Origin of the sequence: Pseudomonas sp. BJP69, from assembly GCF_007633355.1 — a bacterium.
Lineage (GTDB): Bacteria > Pseudomonadota > Gammaproteobacteria > Pseudomonadales > Pseudomonadaceae > Aquipseudomonas > Aquipseudomonas juntendi.
The window spans coordinates 4,675,544-4,692,402 of sequence record NZ_CP041933.1; the positions used below are offsets into that span (position 1 = coordinate 4,675,544).

Annotated in this window: 5 protein-coding genes and 3 rRNA genes; all 8 read right to left on the bottom strand. The window is 60.3% G+C overall.

Translation table 11 applies throughout. The annotated features are described in order from the left end of the window. Window positions 1–150: 150 nt before the first annotated feature. Window positions 151–2,226 (bottom strand): exodeoxyribonuclease V subunit alpha, encoded by a 2,076-nt coding sequence (gene recD / locus FPB55_RS21930; RefSeq protein ID WP_144189261.1) that lies wholly within the window; start codon window positions 2,224–2,226, stop codon window positions 151–153. Continuing rightward, entirely contained in the window at window positions 2,223–5,897 is a 3,675-nt protein-coding gene (gene recB, locus FPB55_RS21935; RefSeq protein ID WP_144189263.1) for an exodeoxyribonuclease V subunit beta, read from the bottom strand. Before recB ends, recD begins: the two co-directional genes overlap by 4 nt. Then, complete coding sequence (gene recC / locus FPB55_RS21940; RefSeq protein ID WP_144189265.1) at window positions 5,894–9,376, bottom strand: exodeoxyribonuclease V subunit gamma; 3,483 nt, start codon at window positions 9,374–9,376, stop codon at window positions 5,894–5,896. The genes recB and recC overlap by 4 nt, the downstream gene beginning before the upstream one ends. 207 nt (window positions 9,377–9,583) lie before the next feature. Further along, a 5S ribosomal RNA gene (rrf, locus tag FPB55_RS21945) occupies window positions 9,584–9,699 on the bottom strand. A gap of 134 nt (window positions 9,700–9,833) precedes the next feature. After that, window positions 9,834–12,726: ribosomal RNA gene (locus FPB55_RS21950) — 23S ribosomal RNA — on the bottom strand. 281 nt (window positions 12,727–13,007) lie between these two features. Beyond that, a 16S ribosomal RNA gene (locus tag FPB55_RS21955) occupies window positions 13,008–14,544 on the bottom strand. Together the 16S, 23S and 5S rRNA genes form the textbook arrangement of a ribosomal RNA operon. A gap of 691 nt (window positions 14,545–15,235) precedes the next feature. After that, a complete protein-coding gene (msrQ, locus tag FPB55_RS21960; RefSeq protein WP_054905991.1) occupies window positions 15,236–15,832 on the bottom strand; it encodes a protein-methionine-sulfoxide reductase heme-binding subunit MsrQ in 597 nt (198 codons plus the stop codon). Further along, window positions 15,832–16,845, bottom strand: a complete 1,014-nt coding sequence (gene msrP, locus FPB55_RS21965; RefSeq protein WP_115294761.1) for a protein-methionine-sulfoxide reductase catalytic subunit MsrP — start codon at window positions 16,843–16,845, stop codon at window positions 15,832–15,834. The genes msrQ and msrP overlap by 1 nt, the downstream gene beginning before the upstream one ends. Window positions 16,846–16,859: the final 14 nt, after the last annotated feature.

Here is a 16,859-nt window from a genome sequence, read left to right on the forward strand (position 1 = left end):
CTCTCAAAGTCCTTTCTGGTCTCGGCGCAACGATAGCACATGGCCGCATCACTGTAGAAAGGCAGGCACCGCGGTGGTTGGCACGGGCTGCGCCCGTGTTCGCGGGCATGCCCGCTCCCACAGGGGATCTCCACCTGGTTTCGGCCGGGGTCAGACTTGCTCCAGCATCAACCCGGAAATGCGCCTTACCTTGCGCGACACCGCTTCTTCGAAAATGCCCTGGCGCGGCTCGACCAGGCTGAAACAGTGCTTGGCGCGGGTGATCCCGGTGTAGACCAGCTCCTTGGTCAGCACCGGGTTCAGTGCGTCGGGCAGTACCAGTGCGGTGTGGCCGAACTCCGAACCCTGGGACTTGTGCACCGTCATGGCAAATACCGTTTCCACTTCATTCAGGCGGCTGGGCAGGACAAAACGCACGCCGCCGCTGCCGTCATTACGCGGGAAGGCCACCCGCAGCAGCGGCTCGCCGCGCTCGTCCGGCAAACGCAGGGCAATGCCGATGTCGCCGTTCATCAGGCCCAAGCCGTAGTCGTTGCGGGTGACTAGCACCGGGCGCCCTTCGTACCAAGGCTGCTGGCTGTCGATCAGGCCGGCGCCGTGCAGCACCCGCGCCACCCGCTCGTTGAGCCCTTCGACGCCCCAGGCACCGCGGCGTACCGCACACAGCAACTGGAAGTCCTCGAAACTGTGCAACACCTTGCCCGCCCACTGCTCCCAGGCGGGGTCGTCGAACGGGGTATCCAGCAGTGGCCGATAGCGGCCAAGGGTACGCAAATAACTGCGGTACCCTTGCGGCCCTTCACTGCCCTGGTTCAAGCCATCGAGCAGCAGGCGGTCGAAGGCGCGGTCCTGCTCGTGCCTGAGCACCAGGCTGTGCACATCAGCCGGTGGCATGGCCAGCAGGTTGCGCGCCGCGTGGGCGTCCTGCCGGTTGACCAGCCGCGCCAGCTGCCCAATCCCGCTGCCTTCGCCAAAGCGCCGCGAAAAGCGCAGCATCACCACTTGCTGGGCCAGCGGGTTGCGCTGTTCATCGCCAACCTTGAGGCCACTGCCAGCCAGCGATTCGCCACTGACCTGTTCGAGCCAGCTGGCGGTGGCCGGCGCGTAGTAGCCTTCTTCGGCGTCCCGGCACAAGTCACCCAGCACGGCACCGGCCTCGACCGAGGCCAACTGGTCCTTGTCACCCAGCAATACCAGGCGTGCCCGCGCTGGCAAGGCGTCGAGCAGGTTGGCCATCATCTCCAGGTCGATCATCGAGGCTTCGTCGACCACCAGCACATCCAGCGGCAACGGGTTGCCGGCATGGTGGCGGAAGTGCCGCGAACCCGGGCGGCTACCGAGCAGGCGGTGCACGGTGCTGACGTCGGTCGGCACCTGCTCGCGTACCTGGGCACTGACCTGCAGGCGCTCGACCTGCTGGCCAATGGACTCGGTCAGGCGCGCAGCGGCCTTGCCGGTGGGTGCCGCCAGGCGGATACGCAATGGCCTGCGCTGCTCCACCGCCGGCGCTTGCAACAACGCCAGCAGGCGCACCACCGTAGTGGTCTTGCCCGTACCGGGGCCGCCAGTGATGATGCTGAAGCCGGCGCGGGTGGCCAGGGCGCAGGCGAGCTTCTGCCAGTCCACCTGGCCTGCCGCGGCGCCGCCCTCGAACAACTGCGCCAGGCGTTGCGGCAAGTCCGCCGGCGCTGCTTCAGCCTGGCTCAGGCGCAGGCGCAAGGTGTGGTCGATACGCCGCTCGTAGCTCCAGTAACGGCGCAGGTACAGGCGCTGGCCGCTGAGCACCAGGGGGCGCGCCTGCTGGCCCGGTGCGTCGCCAGCGGCCACCAGCGGGCTGGCAACGATGCGTTGGCGCCATGCTTGCAAGTCGAGGTTGGCCAGCAATTGCGAAGGCAACAGCAACGGGCCGGTCAGTGCGTCGCCCTCTGGCGGCAACGACAGGGCAAAGTCGGGCTCGGCCAGGGTTTGCTGCAGGTCGAGGCAGACGTGGCCGTGGCCCAGTTGATGGCTGGCCAACGCTGCGGCAAGCAGCAGTAAGGGGTCACTGCCTGGGGCCCGCTCTTCCAGAAATGACACGAACGCACGGTCAAGCGGCCGTAGCCAGCCGCGTTCGACCCAGCGGTCGAGCAGTTGCAGCAGGTCACCGCTGTCAGTTTGCGGCGCCAGCGCCAGCAGGTACTCGGCGTGCAATGGGGTGGGCAACAGGTCGACAAGGCTGCGACTCATGGCATGACTCCGGCAAACAGGTCCTGCTGGGTGGGCGGGTGCTCGCCACGGAACAGCGCATCCAGGCTTTCGATCAATTCACGCGGTGGCTTGGTGAAGTAAACGCCGTGCCCGCTGCTGCTGGCACCCCGCAGGAAGATGAACAAGGCACCGCCCACGTGGCGGTCATAATCGTAATCCGGCAGCCGCGCGCGCAGTTGCCGGTGCAGGGCCAGCAGGTACAACACGTACTGCAGGTCGTAGCGGTGTTCGAGGATGGCTTTTTCCATGGCCAGGGCATCGTAAGCCTGGGTATCCGGGCCAAGCCAGTTGGATTTGTAGTCGGTCACGTAATAGCGGCCGTCCAGCTCGAATGCCAGGTCGATGAACCCTTTGAACATGCCATTGAGCAGCGTCGGCTGCGCCGCCGGGCGCGCCAGGCCGGGGTGGGTGTGGCGTGCTACCAGACGATCCAGCTGCTCGGCGTCGACGCGCTGGCTGGCGAACCAGAACTCCATTTCGATCTGGTAAGTGCACAGCTCCCCGAGCGTCACGCTCTGCCCACTGCCGGGCAACGGCAAGGCCTCGCTCAGCAAGCGCTGCATCCACTGGCTGAGGGTGGGGATCCAACCCGTCCAGTCTCGGCGGTTGCAGCGCTGGCCAACGGTTCGCTCGATCAACTGCGGGTTACGGCTTACCAGGCTAAAGCCTTCGCGGCCTGCCCACTCCAGCAGACCGTGCAGGAAGGTGCCGGGGTTCGGCCCCCGCGGGAAGCGGTGGATATCACCGCTGTCGGCCGGGACTTCACGCAGCACCTGCACATCGACGACTTCGTCATCCTGCAGTTGCTGGGCCTGCGAGCTGTCGGCACCGAGGGTTTGGTCACCAACGCGCAGGGCGCTGTAGGAGGCGATCCACCAGTGCTCAGCGGCGGCGCGGCGTGGCTTGCGTGCCGGCAGTAATTCACGTTCGGCGTGGGGCATGCGATACACCTGCTGCTGCGCCGGCGGCAGGCCTGGGCAGGCGATGTGCGGGCAACCCGCGGCCAGGGCCTGCAACCAGTCGGCCAACTGCGCCGAACTGGCCAGGGCAAGGCCGCCACCCAGCAGATACCCCAACGCCGAGCGGTGCAACTGCGACGTTTTCTGGTTGCCGCGCTTGAGGTCGGCGACACCCAGCCAGCAGGCATGCTGGGCACGGGTAAGGGCCACATACAGCAGGCGCAGGTCTTCGGCCAGGCGCTCATCGTCGGCGCGTTCGATCTGCTCCTGGCTTGGGGTCAGGGTAAGGTGGGCGTGGCCTTCAGGGTCGTGCCAGGCCAGCGGCAGCCGGCTACCGTCCACAGGTTTGCTGGTGCAGATGAACGGCAGGTAGACCAGCGGATACTCCAGGCCCTTGGACTTGTGGATGGTCACCACCTTGACCAGCTGTTCGTCGCTTTCCAGGCGCAGAATCTGGTCCTCGCCAGCCTGGCCAGAACTGGCCAGGTGCTCGGCCTGGTGGCGAATCAGCGCCTGTTCGCCATCCAGTTCGCCAGCTGCCTGCTGCAGCAACTCGGCCAGGTGCAGCAGGTTGGTCAGCACCCGTTCGCCATCGCTGCGGCGGATCAGCGTGCGCGGCAGCTGGAAGTCATGCAGCAGGTGGCGCAGCATAGGCAGTACGCCCTGGCGCTGCCAGGTTTCGCGGTAGTAGCGGAACCGCATGACCCAGCCTTCCCAGACCCGCTCGTCCTGGTTCAAGCGGTCCAGTGCGGGCAACGACAGGCCTAAGGTAAGGCTGGCCAGGGCCGCCTTGAGCAGGCGCTCCGAATCGGGCTCGGCGCAGGCCTTGAGCCAGGCCAGCAGGTCGTGGGCTTCCTGGGCAGCGAACACCGAGTCCTTGTCGGACAGGTACACACTGCGTACATCGCGTGCGGCCAGCTCGGCGCGCACCAGCTGCGCTTCGTGGCCATCCCGCACCAGAATGGCGATGTCTGACGGCAGGCAGGGGCGCAGTTCGCCTTCGGCACTGCGGAAACCGGCCATGCCTTGCTGGCCGCCATTGAGCAAATCGACAATGTGGCTGGCGCAACTGGCTGCCAGTTGCTGGCGGTAGACACTGCCGGATACCGGCTCTTCGCTCTGCAGCTGCCAGCATTGCAGGGCAGCGCTGGCTTCGCCGTTGATCACCAGCTGTTCGCTACGGCCTTTGGCGTGCACCTCGATGAACGGCAACGGGTTGTCATCGGCACCGCGGAACAGGAACGCCCCGCGCCCTCCCTGACGCGCCTCGGCCTGCAGGAACACCTGATTGACTGCCGCCACCATGGCCTTGCTGGAGCGGTAGTTGGTGTCCAGGCTGTGCAGCCGACCGCTGGTGGCCCGCCGTGCGGCGAGGTAGGTGTGAATGTCTGCACCGCGGAAGGCGTAGATCGCCTGCTTCGGGTCGCCAATCATGAACAGGCCGGTGTCCGGGCGGTTTTCGCTGATCTGGTAGATACGCTCGAAAATGCCGTACTGCACCGGGTCGGTGTCCTGGAATTCGTCGATCAGGGCCACCGGGAACTGCTCACGAATCAGCCCGGCCAGACGCTCGCCGGCTTCACTGGCCAGTGCGTGCTGCAAGCGCACCAGCATATCGTCAAAGCCCATTTCTGCCCGCCGGCGCTTCTCCACTTCAAACCGTGCCGAAACCCAATTGGCGGCATGCTCGAGCAGGAGGGCATCCGGGCTATCCAGGGCTTGCAGGTGTTGCGCCAGGGTCTGCATGGCATCCAGGCCTGGGTGCGCGGGTGGCTCGCCCTTCCAGGCCTCGGCCATGCCGGCCGGTGTCAGGCGGGTGAAGCCGGTACCGAGGTCGAGCTCCACCTGTTGTTCGTCCGTAGCCCACGCGTGGAGCTTGTCGAACCAGGGTTCGAAATAGCGCGCCTGCATCTTGCGGCCGTCGACCTGCTTGGCAGCCAGGGCATCGCGGCAGATCTGCCGCAGCTCTTCGGCCCACTGTAGCCAAGGTGCCTTGAGCCGGGCCAACTGTTCGCTGCGCTGCTGCAGCGAGGCCTCGATCAGTGCCGCCGGTTCCGCGCCGTGCTGCTCGGCCCGCACCCGGCCGAACAAGGGGCGAATGCGCGGGAGCAAGGCGTCGGGGCTGACCCAATGGCTGCGCACCCACGCCAGCGCTTGGCCTTGCATGCTGTAGCAGAAGCGCCGCCAGTAATCGCGCATGACCTGGCCCAGCAGCTCGCTGTGGTCTGTTTCCAGGGTCTGGGTGAACAGGCTGCCGCTGTCGAAAGCGTGCTCGCGCAGCATGCGCTGGCACCAGCCGTGAATGGTCGATACCGCTGCTTCGTCCATCCACTGCACCGCAATTTCCAGGCGCCCGGCACAGCGCGGCCAGGCCTCTTGCGGGTAGTCGTCACGCAGTTGGTGCAGCAAAGGGTCGGCGCCCTCCAGCTCGCCACGGAAGAAGCGTGCAGCTTCTGCCAGGCGCGCACGGATACGCTCGCGCAACTCCTTGGTGGCGGCATCGGTGAAAGTCACCACCAGAATCTGCGGTGGCAGCAGTTCGCGTGCAAAACCCTGCTCGCCGCCATGCCCGAGGATCAGGCGCAGGTACAGGGCGGAAATGGTGAAGGTCTTGCCGGTGCCGGCACTGGCCTCGATCAGCTGGCTGCCATGCAAGGGGAAACTCAACGCCAAGGGGCGGGCCTGGGTCATGCGCCTTTCTCCGGGTTGCCCAGGGTCTGCCAGGGTGCGGTGAACAATGGGCGGTACAAGGTTTCGCACCAGCCTTCAAAGGTTTCGTCGGCGGTCAGTGCGGCGAAATCACGGAACTGCCGAGCCAGGGCGATGCTTTCACTGCGCTCGCCGAAACTGTTGCGTTCATCGCCCTCGTAGGCGCGGGCCGCAGCGGCCAGGGCTTTGTCGGCATCGTCGTGGGCCAACCAGGCAAAAGCGGTTTTGGCGGCGACCGACAGGGGCGCGTTCATCGCGGCCTGGCGCGCCACCAGCAGGTCGCCCAACAGTTGCCCGGCGGCGCCTTGCGGCAGCGGTGCCAGCAACAGGGTCAGGTCGCTGGCGACCAGGGCGCTATGGTAGGCGTAGCCTGCGGCACAGGCCGCCAAGTGGGTGACCCAGGGCGCGATCAGGCGGTGCCACTTCAGGTTGTTGCGCCCGGCACTGATAGTGTTGGGCACGGTGGTAATACTCAGAAGGCTTTGGTCGTCGGCCTGGAATACCCGCCCCAGCCAGCCTTCGAGACGGTGCCGGCCGTGCTCGAAATGAACGGGCAAAGCGCCCTCGACCAAGCGCGGCCAGCGTTGCAGCAACTGCTGGTGGCGTTGCAGCAGGTCGGGTAACGGCTCGATCAACTCGCTTTGCAGCAGCTCGCCGAACCCCGCCAGTGGCAGCACGCCGCAAGCCTGCAAACGCCGGGCCTGAGCCTGCAGGGCCTGCTCGGCGTTGCCCGGTGCGGCCAAGGCGACACCGAGCAGGCTTTCACTGGCGCCGTAGCGCTGCAGGGTGTCGAGGGTGAAGGGTTCTTCGTCCGGGGTCGGCGCCTCCAGCGCTTCGAAGTACACCTTGAGGCGCTGACTGAAGAAATGCCGAACCGGGTGGCGCAGAAAGTCACTCAGCTGGGTCAGGGTAAGCGCTTCATCATCCTGATAGGGCGCCAGGGCTGGTTCGCCCTGCGGGTCGCCTTCGCTCTGCTGGTGCAACACTTGCCATTCGTGGGCATAGCTGAACAGCGGGCTGCCCTTCTGGAAGTAGCGCGGGCTGAACGGTTGCAGCGGGTGCTCTTGGGTCAGGGCGTGCAGCAGCTGCTCGCCCGCCTGTGTCGCCTGGCCCTGCTGTGCGCCGTTCAGTTGCCAACCCGCCGCAAGGTGGTCGCGCAACTGCCCGATCAACACCGAGGCCGGGCGTTCGCTGTTGTCACGGATACTGCGCCCGACCCAGCTGACGTACAGCTGGTCACGTGCCGACAGCAGCGCTTCGAGCAGCAGATAACGGTCGTCCTCACGGCGTGAGCGGTCACCGGGGCGGTAGTCGCTGGCCATCAGGTCGAAGTCCAGCGGCTGCTGGGCGCGGGGGTAATCACCATCGTTCATGCCCAGCAGGCACACCACCCGAAATGGGATCGCACGCATGGGCATGAGGGTGCAGAAATTCACCGAGCCCGCCAGGAAACGTTGCGACAGCTTGCCTTGGTCCAGCCCCGACAGCCAGGCCTCGCGCACCACGGTCAATGGCAGAGGGTCCTGCAGGCCGACCGTTTCGCATACTTCAAGCCAGCTATCGCGCAGATCCTGCAACTGGATCAGCAGGAATTCGTCGTGCTCGTCCTCGGCCAGGAAGAACACATGCAACAGGGCATGCAGGCGCTCGCCCCACTGGCTGACGGTGGCCGGTTCGGCCAGGGCCTGGCAGGCGACATCCAGTGCGTCGAGCAGGGCCACCAGCGGGCCGATCAGGGCTGCGTCCAGACCACCGATTTCATCGTACGGCTCAATACCGTCACACGCTTCGCCCACGCCTACGGCATACCCCAACAGCATGCGTCGCAAACCAAAGCGCCAGGTGTTCTGTTCAAGCCCGGCGGGCAGGCCAAGGCTGGCTCGCTGCTCGGCATCGAGGCCCCAGCGAATGCCTGCGCCTTCGATCCAGCGGTGCAGGGTAGGCAGGTCGTTTTCGCGGATACCGAACCGGGCTCTTACCGCCGGGACATCCAGCAGGTCGAGCACTTCGCTGACTGCGAAACGGCTGTCCGGCAGCTTGAGCAGGTGTTCCAGCGCAATCAGCAGAGGTTCCCGGCCACGCTGCCCTTGGTCGGTCAGGGTGAACGGTATATAACGTGGGTCATTGCGCTGCAGTTGGCCGAAAACGGCGCGGATGTGCGGCGCGTATGTGTCGATGGCCGGCAGCATGACGATGACATCACGCGGGCGTAACGTGGGGTCGGCACTGAAGCGGGCCAACAGTTGGTCGTGGAGAATCTCCACTTCGCGCTGGGGGCTGTGGGCAATATGAAAACGGATCGAGCGGTCGTTGGCGGGATCGACTGGCGGCCACAGCGCGCGCGTTTCTGCCAGCGGGCGGAGTTCGAGAATGTCGTCCTGCAATTGATTGAGCAGCGTGGCGGGTGAACCGTCGCTGAACAGGTCGATGCGACCATCGCTGAACACGCCTTGGTAGCTACCTGGGTCGTCGTAGCTGTCGAGCAGGTTGATGTAGTCTCGGCCTTGCTTGCCCCAGGCAGCCAGTAATGGGTGTGCGTGCTGGTGCAGGGCCTGGTCGTCGAGCTGCAAGGGCATGCCTTGTTTGCGCTGCTGACGCTTGTATTGGTGGCGCAGCAGGTCTTTGTCGGCAACGATGTCCGCCCAGTGGTGGCGACAAGGGTTGTGCACGCACAACAACACCTGGCTGAAGCGTGCGAGGCCAGCCAATGCCTCCAAGGCCTGGGCCGGCAGCGATGAAATGCCGAACACGATCACCCGCGAGGGTAACCCGGGGGGAGCCTGTTCCAGGCTATTGATACGTTCGATGAAGCGCTGGTGCACGCCGGCCCGGCTTTGCGCCATGCCTTTTTCGCCGACGTCTTCCAGCAAGGCCTTCCACAACTCGGCCTGCCAGCGGTTAGCCGGGGGCAGTGCCTTGCGTTCGCCACGGGCGGTGTTCAGCACGTGCTCACCCGCTGCCCAGTCCCTGAGCCAGTCGGCCCGGTAGACCTGATACTGGTCGAACAGATCGGCCAGGCGCTCGGACAGCTGGTAGCGCTTGCGCAGGTCACCGTCATCCGTCAGGAAGCGGCGCAACGGCTCGAAGTGCGGGCGCTCGATCAGCGCTGGTAGCAGACGCATCAGGCGCCAGGTCAGCGGCGCTTTGTCGAGCAGGGACACCTCGGGAATTTCATCGCGCCCCAGCACGCTGCGGTACAACTGCCACATGAAGCTGCCGGGCAGTTGAACCTCGATTGCAGCAGCGATGCCGCAGCCACCTTGGTCGTCCTCCAGCGGGTCTTCCGCCAGCGCCAGCTTGAGCCATTGAGCGATACCGTTACTCTGCACCAGGGCGATTTCGTTTTCCAACGGTGCCAGCGGGTAACAACGCATCCAGCTCACCACAAGGCTGCGCAAATCGTCGAGGCGGTTGCCGTGGACGATCATGAAGCCGGGGTGAAGATGGGTGGTGTGGGGCATCGGAAACTCTCTGGCAGGTGCTGAGCTGAGGTTGGTGGGGGAAACGATATCACGCGTGATGCGTTCCCTGGGGGCATGGCACGGGCTTCGCCCGTGTTCGCGGGCACGCCCGCTCCCACAGGGATTGTTGTGAGGCCAGGGGACTTTTTTGGAGCATAAAGACAAAACCCCTACCTGCATGCGCAGATAGGGGTTTTGCGAAATGAATCTTGACGATGACCTACTCTCACATGGGGAAACCCCACACTACCATCGGCGATGCATCGTTTCACTGCTGAGTTCGGGATGGGATCAGGTGGTTCCAATGCTCTATGGTCGTCAAGAAATTCTGTAGCCAGAATGTCCAGATGGACAGCCCAGCGAATTCGGATATGTGATGTTTGTGATGCGTTGCGAACTTTCGGTTCATGTCATCTTCACCACCGCAATCTGCGCTAGCAAATTGCTTGGGTGTTATATGGTCAAGCCTCACGGGCAATTAGTATTGGTTAGCTCAACGCCTCACAGCGCTTACACACCCAACCTATCAACGTCGTAGTCTTCGACGGCCCTTTAGGGGATTCAAGATCCCAGTGAGATCTCATCTTGAGGCAAGTTTCCCGCTTAGATGCTTTCAGCGGTTATCTCTTCCGAACATAGCTACCCGGCAATGCCACTGGCGTGACAACCGGAACACCAGAGGTTCGTCCACTCCGGTCCTCTCGTACTAGGAGCAGCCCCTCTCAAATCTCAAACGTCCACGGCAGATAGGGACCGAACTGTCTCACGACGTTCTAAACCCAGCTCGCGTACCACTTTAAATGGCGAACAGCCATACCCTTGGGACCGGCTTCAGCCCCAGGATGTGATGAGCCGACATCGAGGTGCCAAACACCGCCGTCGATATGAACTCTTGGGCGGTATCAGCCTGTTATCCCCGGAGTACCTTTTATCCGTTGAGCGATGGCCCTTCCATACAGAACCACCGGATCACTAAGACCTACTTTCGTACCTGCTCGACGTGTTTGTCTCGCAGTCAAGCGCGCTTTTGCCTTTATACTCTACGACCGATTTCCGACCGGTCTGAGCGCACCTTCGTACTCCTCCGTTACTCTTTGGGAGGAGACCGCCCCAGTCAAACTACCCACCATACACTGTCCTCGATCCGGATAACGGACCTGAGTTAGAACCTCAAAGTTGCCAGGGTGGTATTTCAAGGATGGCTCCATGAGAACTGGCGTCCCCACTTCAAAGCCTCCCACCTATCCTACACAAGCAAATTCAAAGTCCAGTGCAAAGCTATAGTAAAGGTTCACGGGGTCTTTCCGTCTAGCCGCGGATACACTGCATCTTCACAGCGATTTCAATTTCACTGAGTCTCGGGTGGAGACAGCGCCGCCATCGTTACGCCATTCGTGCAGGTCGGAACTTACCCGACAAGGAATTTCGCTACCTTAGGACCGTTATAGTTACGGCCGCCGTTTACCGGGGCTTCGATCAAGAGCTTCGCTTGCGCTAACCCCATCAATTAACCTTCCGGCACCGGGCAGGCGTCACACCCTATACGTCCACTTTCGTGTTTGCAGAGTGCTGTGTTTTTAATAAACAGTCGCAGCGGCCTGGTATCTTCGACCGGCATGAGCTTACGGAGCAAGTCCTTCACCCTCGCCGGCGCACCTTCTCCCGAAGTTACGGTGCCATTTTGCCTAGTTCCTTCACCCGAGTTCTCTCAAGCGCCTTGGTATTCTCTACCTAACCACCTGTGTCGGTTTGGGGTACGGTTCCCAGTTATCTGAAGCTTAGGAGCTTTTCTTGGAAGCATGGTATCAACCACTTCGTCGCCTAAAGGCAACTCGTCATCAGCTCTCGGCCTTGAAATCCCGGATTTGCCTAAGATTCCAGCCTACCACCTTAAACCTGGACAACCAACGCCAGGCTGGCCTAACCTTCTCCGTCCCTCCATCGCAATAACTGGAAGTACAGGAATATTAACCTGTTTTCCATCGACTACGCTTTTCAGCCTCGCCTTAGGGACCGACTAACCCTGCGTCGATTAACGTTGCGCAGGAAACCTTGGTCTTTCGGCGTGCGAGTTTTTCACTCGCATTGTCGTTACTCATGTCAGCATTCGCACTTCTGATACCTCCAGCAAGCTTCTCAACTCACCTTCACAGGCTTACAGAACGCTCCTCTACCGCATCACCAAAAGGTGATACCCGTAGCTTCGGTGCATGGTTTGAGCCCCGTTACATCTTCCGCGCAGGCCGACTCGACTAGTGAGCTATTACGCTTTCTTTAAAGGGTGGCTGCTTCTAAGCCAACCTCCTAGCTGTCTAAGCCTTCCCACATCGTTTCCCACTTAACCATGACTTTGGGACCTTAGCTGACGGTCTGGGTTGTTTCCCTTTTCACGACGGACGTTAGCACCCGCCGTGTGTCTCCCATGCTCGGCACTTGTAGGTATTCGGAGTTTGCATCGGTTTGGTAAGTCGGGATGACCCCCTAGCCGAAACAGTGCTCTACCCCCTACAGTGATACATGAGGCGCTACCTAAATAGCTTTCGAGGAGAACCAGCTATCTCCGAGCTTGATTAGCCTTTCACTCCGATCCACAGGTCATCCGCTAACTTTTCAACGGTAGTCGGTTCGGTCCTCCAGTCAGTGTTACCTAACCTTCAACCTGCCCATGGATAGATCGCCCGGTTTCGGGTCTATACCCAGCGACTAAACGCCCTATTAAGACTCGCTTTCGCTACGCCTCCCCTATTCGGTTAAGCTCGCCACTGAATATAAGTCGCTGACCCATTATACAAAAGGTACGCAGTCACCTAACAAAGTAGGCTCCCACTGCTTGTACGCATACGGTTTCAGGTTCTATTTCACTCCCCTCTCCGGGGTTCTTTTCGCCTTTCCCTCACGGTACTGGTTCACTATCGGTCAGTCAGTAGTATTTAGCCTTGGAGGATGGTCCCCCCATATTCAGACAAAGTTTCTCGTGCTCCGTCCTACTCGATTTCATTGATAAGAGATTTTCGTGTACGGGGCTATCACCCACTATGGCCGCACTTTCCAGAGCGTTCCACTAATCTCAAACCAACTTAAGGGCTGGTCCCCGTTCGCTCGCCACTACTAAGGGAATCTCGGTTGATTTCTTTTCCTCAGGGTACTTAGATGTTTCAGTTCCCCTGGTTCGCCTCTTGCACCTATGTATTCAGTACAAGATACTCAGCTTATGCTGAGTGGGTTCCCCCATTCAGAGATCTCTGGATCACAGTCTGTTTGCCGACTCCCCAAAGCTTATCGCAGGCTACCACGTCTTTCATCGCCTCTGACTGCCAAGGCATCCACCGTATGCGCTTCTTCACTTGACCATATAACCCCAAGCAATCTGGTTATACTGTGAAGACGACATTCGCCGAAAATTCGCATTTCGCTCAGTTAAGAGCAGAACTCACAAATTTTACCTTAGCCTGATCACACACCAGTGAAAGTGCGTGTCAGTCTATATCTATCACATATCCGAATTTTTAAAGAACGGTCTGACAAAAGTCAGAAATCAACATTCATCAACGAATGTTCATTTCTGAATTCTCATCAGCAAATGAATCAAGCAATTCGTGTGGGAGCTCATCAGTAGGCTGATGTCGTCGATTAAGGAGGTGATCCAGCCGCAGGTTCCCCTACGGCTACCTTGTTACGACTTCACCCCAGTCATGAATCACACCGTGGTAACCGTCCTCCCGAAGGTTAGACTAGCTACTTCTGGTGCAACCCACTCCCATGGTGTGACGGGCGGTGTGTACAAGGCCCGGGAACGTATTCACCGCGACATTCTGATTCGCGATTACTAGCGATTCCGACTTCACGCAGTCGAGTTGCAGACTGCGATCCGGACTACGATCGGTTTTGTGAGATTAGCTCCACCTCGCGGCTTGGCAACCCTCTGTACCGACCATTGTAGCACGTGTGTAGCCCAGGCCGTAAGGGCCATGATGACTTGACGTCATCCCCACCTTCCTCCGGTTTGTCACCGGCAGTCTCCTTAGAGTGCCCACCATAACGTGCTGGTAACTAAGGACAAGGGTTGCGCTCGTTACGGGACTTAACCCAACATCTCACGACACGAGCTGACGACAGCCATGCAGCACCTGTGTCAGAGTTCCCGAAGGCACCAATCCATCTCTGGAAAGTTCTCTGCATGTCAAGGCCTGGTAAGGTTCTTCGCGTTGCTTCGAATTAAACCACATGCTCCACCGCTTGTGCGGGCCCCCGTCAATTCATTTGAGTTTTAACCTTGCGGCCGTACTCCCCAGGCGGTCAACTTAATGCGTTAGCTGCGCCACTAAAATCTCAAGGATTCCAACGGCTAGTTGACATCGTTTACGGCGTGGACTACCAGGGTATCTAATCCTGTTTGCTCCCCACGCTTTCGCACCTCAGTGTCAGTATCAGTCCAGGTGGTCGCCTTCGCCACTGGTGTTCCTTCCTATATCTACGCATTTCACCGCTACACAGGAAATTCCACCACCCTCTACCGTACTCTAGCTTGCCAGTTTTGGATGCAGTTCCCAGGTTGAGCCCGGGGCTTTCACATCCAACTTAACAAACCACCTACGCGCGCTTTACGCCCAGTAATTCCGATTAACGCTTGCACCCTCTGTATTACCGCGGCTGCTGGCACAGAGTTAGCCGGTGCTTATTCTGTCGGTAACGTCAAAACAGCAAGGTATTAACTTACTGCCCTTCCTCCCAACTTAAAGTGCTTTACAATCCGAAGACCTTCTTCACACACGCGGCATGGCTGGATCAGGCTTTCGCCCATTGTCCAATATTCCCCACTGCTGCCTCCCGTAGGAGTCTGGACCGTGTCTCAGTTCCAGTGTGACTGATCATCCTCTCAGACCAGTTACGGATCGTCGCCTTGGTGAGCCATTACCTCACCAACAAGCTAATCCGACCTAGGCTCATCTGATAGCGCAAGGCCCGAAGGTCCCCTGCTTTCTCCCGTAGGACGTATGCGGTATTAGCGTTCCTTTCGAAACGTTGTCCCCCACTACCAGGCAGATTCCTAGGCATTACTCACCCGTCCGCCGCTGAATCAAGGAGCAAGCTCCCGTCATCCGCTCGACTTGCATGTGTTAGGCCTGCCGCCAGCGTTCAATCTGAGCCATGATCAAACTCTTCAGTTCAATACTGCTTGGGTTTTTAAGAAACCCTAAACTTGGCTCAGCAATCTCAAATGACTATGTGATTTCTCGCATGGCCACTTGTGATGCTGATAATCTTTGTGACTATCAGTCCGTACTCACAAGCACCCACACGAATTGCTTGATTCGATTTGTTAAAGAGCGGTTGGCTAAGAGTGTTTCGTCTCAACCGAGGCGCGCATTCTACGCCTTCCTCATTTGCTGTCAAGCGTTTATTTTGAAGTTTTTTGCGAGAAACTCGTTTAGCTTCAAACACTTGACTCGCTGCGATCTCTCGTAGCGGGAGGCGAATCATACAGCGTTTAAAAGCGCTGTCAACCATCATCTCAACCGCTTTCGATCATTTGATCGTAGCCCTCACAGCGCCTTCCGAATCGATTAACTCATTGAATTTCAAGGAGTTTGTCGTTCCGTTGTCGCTGGAAGTGGGGCGCATTATAAGGGGATTCGAGAGGGCGTCAACCTTTAATTTCATTTATTTGAAATATTCCAGGCGAAGGCTGCTTTGAGGCCGCGAAGTGTTCGCCACAACATTTTCAGCGCCTGTGAGATCGAGCGCCGCGCGGGCGGCGCTCGATCTCACAGGCACTGAATGTGTTGCGGCGTACGCCTCCCAACCCCACCACTATCTATAGACAGGCCCATTGCCCAACCTGAACCCAACTCACCCCCCCTACCGCCTGACCAACCCAGCCAACCTCCGCGAAACCGCCGGAACCCTCAGCCCCATCAATACAACCCCAACAAACGCATAAACCGCCCACTCCCGCAGATCCGAACGCACGATCCACAAGAAATGCAGCAACCCCAGCCCCAACACCGCATACACCAACCGGTGCAGCTTCTTCCACCGCGCGCCAAGCCGCCGCTGGCTATACCGGTTCGAGGTAACCGCCAACGCCAACAACCCAAGAAACCCCAGCGCCCCGACAATAATGTAAGGCCGCTTGCGCAGCTCCACCGCCAACTGCCCCCAATCCAGCCCGAGAATAAAGAACAGGTAACAGAGAATGTGCAGCACGATATACGCAAACACCCATAACCCCAGCTGCCGCCGCACCACGATCCAACCCGACCACCCCGTCAGCTTCTGCAGCGGCGTCATGCTCAAGGTCACCAGCAGGAAGATCAGCGCGCCAAGCCCCAACCGGTCCATCATGATCTTGCCCGGGTCAGGCCCCAGCAACCCCGTTGCCGCTTCGTACAACCACCAGGCAGGAAACAGGCAGCCCACAATAAAGATCGCCAGACGAAACCAGGGATAGCGCATCAGTAGTTCTTCCGCAGGTCGAGCCCGGCATAGAGCGAGGCCACTTCATCGGCATAGCCATTGAACATTTGCGTCTCCCGCACATTGGGACTGAAAAGCCCGCTAGGCAGCCGCCGCTCCCGCGCCTGGCTCCAGCGCGGGTGATCGACAGTGGGGTTCACATTGGCGTAGAACCCATATTCATCGGGTGCCAGGCCTTGCCAGGTAGTCCCGGGCTGCTCGGCCACCAGGCTGATGCGCACGATCGACTTGATGCTCTTGAAACCATACTTCCACGGCACCACCAGCCGCAGCGGTGCACCATTCTGGTTGGGCAACTCGCGGCCATACATGCCTACCGCAAGAACCGCCAAGGGGTGCATCGCTTCGTCCAGGCGCAGCCCTTCTCTATAAGGCCAGTCAATCAGCGCAAAGCCCGAGCGTTGGCCAGGCATATGCTCCGGGTCTTTCAGCGTTTCGAAGCGCACGTACCGGGCCTTTGAAGTAGGCTCGACCTGCTTCAGTACCTGAGCCAATGGGAACCCCAGCCATGGGATGACCATCGACCAGGCCTCTACACAACGCAGCCGGTATATGCGCTCTTCAAGCTGGTAGGGTTTGACGAAGTCTTCCAGGGCATAGCGCCCAGGCTTGCCGACTTCACCATCCACTACAACCGACCAGGGCTCGGTTTTCAGGCTGTCGCCATTGGCCGCCGGGTCGCCCTTGTCGGGGCCGAACTCATAGAAGTTGTTGTAGTGGGTAGCGTCCTTGAACGGCGTGATCGCCTCCCCTTTGGCCGTGACTGCCTGCCACTGCGTGGCGCCGAGCTTTTCCGTGAACCAGCCAGGCGCCCTGCCCGGCTCGACATCTGCATAACGGCTGGCCTCGGCCGCACGACCAACACTGGGCAATGCGCCCAGGGCCAGGCCGGCCAACGAGCCACCCAACAACGTACGACGGGACAGGTAAATGCCTTCGGGGGTGATCTCCGATGCCTTGCACTCGGACGACCTGGGAAGCTTGATGAGCATGAGCGGCTCCATAG